The sequence below is a fragment of the Trueperaceae bacterium genome, assembly GCA_031581195.1.
Taxonomy (GTDB): domain Bacteria; phylum Deinococcota; class Deinococci; order Deinococcales; family Trueperaceae; genus SLSQ01.
In genome coordinates, this window is record JAVLCF010000182.1 from 1 (window position 1) to 2,787 (window position 2,787).

The window sequence follows — 2,787 nt, forward strand, 5'->3', positions numbered from 1 at the left end:
GTTCGGGAGCGGCGCATGAGCTTCGGTCCCGGAAGCCTCGTGCGGGCCCGCGGCCGCGATTGGATCGTCCAGGCCGGATCGACCGACGACTACCTCCTCTTGCACCCGCTGGGTGGGCGCGACGAGGAGGCCACCGGCCTCGCCCTCGACGTCGAACCGGTCGAGGAGGCGACGTTCGCGCTCCCCACCGCCGATCACCTCGGGGACGCCGCCCGCGCCGGCCTGCTGCGCGACGCGGCGCGCCTGTCGTTCCGCTCCGCCGCCGGCCCGTTCCGGTCGTTCGGCCGGATCGCGGTCGAGCCACGCCCCTACCAGCTGGTCCCGCTGTTGATGGCTCTGAAGCTCGACCCGGTGCGGCTCCTCATCGCCGACGACGTCGGGGTTGGCAAGACCATCGAGGCGCTGTTGATCGCGCGGGAGTTGCTCGATCGCGGCGAGATCCGCCGCTTCACCGTCCTCACCCCTCCGCACCTCGCGGAGCAGTGGCAGCGGGAGCTTCGCGACGGATTCCACGTCGACGCCACCCTGGTCCTCGCGAGCACGGCGCGGTCGCTGGACCGCGACCTCGGGCATGCGGAGAGCATCTTCGATCGCCACCCGTTCACGGTCGTCAGCACCGACTTCATCAAGACCGACGCGCGCCGCCAGGAGTTCCAACGCACCGCACCGGAACTGGTGATCGTCGACGAGGCCCATACCAGCGCCGACCCGGGCCACGGGCGAAAGAGTCAACACCAACGCCACCGGCTCCTGGCAGGCCTCGCGGCCGACGAGGCCCGCCACCTCCTCCTCGTGACCGCCACCCCCCACTCGGGGAACGAGGACGCCTTCCGTTCCCTCCTCGGACTCCTCGATCCGGCGTTCCGGGACCTGCCCGACGACCTCCAAGGGCCCGACAACGAGCCGGTCCGGCGGCACGTGGCGAAGCACTTCGTGCAACGCAAGCGCGGCGACGTCCGCGCCTACCTCGACGCCCAGACCGACTTCCCCGATCGCGACGACGCCGACGTCCCGTACGCCCTCCACCCCGACGCGAAGGCGCTCTTCCACGACGTCTTGGCGTGGGCTCGCGGGGAGCTCGGTCGGGACGAGGCCGCGCACCGTCGGCGCGTGCGCTGGTGGGCGACCCTCGGGCTTCTCCGCGCCCTCGCGAGCAGTCCCGCGGCGGCCGCCAGCACCCTCCGGAACCGCGCCGCACCCGCCGACACCGACACGCCGGCGGAGGCCGACGCGGTCGGCCGCCGCACGGTGTTCGACGAGGTCGAGGAGGAATCCACCGAGGGGGTCGACGTCACGCCCGGAGGCCAGGTGGACGGCAACGACGCCGACGCCGAAAGCCGCCGAACGCTCCGAACCTTCGCGGAACGCGCCGATGCCCTCCGAGGCGCAAAGGACGCGAAGCTGTCGACGCTGGTCGAGCAGCTCCGGTCCCTCCTCGACGCGGGGCGCGCGCCGATCGTCTTCTGTCGCTTCATCGAGACCGCGGAGTACGTCGCCGACCACCTCCGCACGCAGCTCCCCGGCACGGAGGTCACCGCCGTCACGGGCACCCTCGCCCCCGCCGAGCGCGAAGCGCGGGTCCTGGACCTGACCGAACACGAACGCCGCACTCTGGTCGCCACCGACTGTTTGAGCGAGGGGATCAACCTACAGCGCGGGTTCGACGCGGTCGTGCATTACGACCTGTCGTGGAACCCGACGCGACACGAGCAGCGCGAAGGCCGCGTCGATCGCTACGGCCAGGCCCGAGACACGGTCGCGGTCCGCACCCTGTACGGGCGCGACAACCAGATCGACGGGGTGGTGCTGGACGTCCTGATCCGCAAACACAAGAACATCCGCAACAGCCTCGGGATCAGCGTGCCCGTGCCCGCCCAGGGCGACGACGTCGTCGACGCGATCTTCGAGGGGCTGCTGTTGCGCGACCAGACCAGCACGCAGGAGGCCCTGTTCGAGGACCTCGAGGCGTACGTCCGCCCGAAGGCCGCGCAGCTGGACGACCGCTGGGAGGCGGCCGCCGACCGCGAACGCACCAGCCGCACGATGTTCGCGCAGCGCCGCATCCACGTCGGCGACGTCGCCCGCGAACTCGAGGCCGCCCAGCGCGCCACCGGAGGGGGGACCGTCCGACGCTTCGTCGAGCGCGCCGTTCCCCTGCACGGCGGGCACGTTGCCCCCACGCGCACGGGCGCGAGCCGTCTCGCCCTCCGCGATCTCCACCGCGACCTTCGCGAGAGCCTGCCGATGCCGAACGACGCCGACGCGCTCGACGTCCGCTACGAGGCGCCCGTCCACCCGCACGAGTCGCTCTTGACGCGCACGCACCCCGTCACCGAAGCGCTCGCCAGCTACGTATTGGATGCGGCCCTGGATCCCGACCACGACCCCGACGCGGTCGCGGCCGCGCGGTCCGGCGTCATGCGGACCGACGCCGTACGGCAGCGCACGACGCTGTTGCTGGTCCGCCTGCGCTACCACCTCACGACCCGGAAGGGGCGCGGCGACGGAGCCCGCACGTGGCGGACCCTCGCCGAGGAGACGCTGCCGCTGGCGTTCTCCGGTGCGCCGGACGGGGATGGACCCGTCGCCTGGTGGGACGACGACGCCACCGAGGCGCTCCTGGACGCCACGCCCGACGCCAACGTCGCGCCGGACCAGGCCCGACGGCAGTTGGAGCGCATGCTCGAGCACGTCCCCGACCTGTTGAAGGCCCTCGAGACGGTCGCGGAGGGGCGGGCGGAGGCGTTGCGTGACGCGCACGCCCGCGTGCGCGACGCCGCCCGCGCC

Annotated in this window: 1 protein-coding gene; it reads left to right on the plus strand. The window is 72.6% G+C overall.

Annotated features, from left to right (window positions below):
* Positions 1-15: 15 nt before the first annotated feature.
* A partial coding sequence (locus RI554_11190; protein MDR9392578.1) for a helicase-related protein occupies positions 16-2,787 on the plus strand: 2,772 nt, incomplete at its 3' end.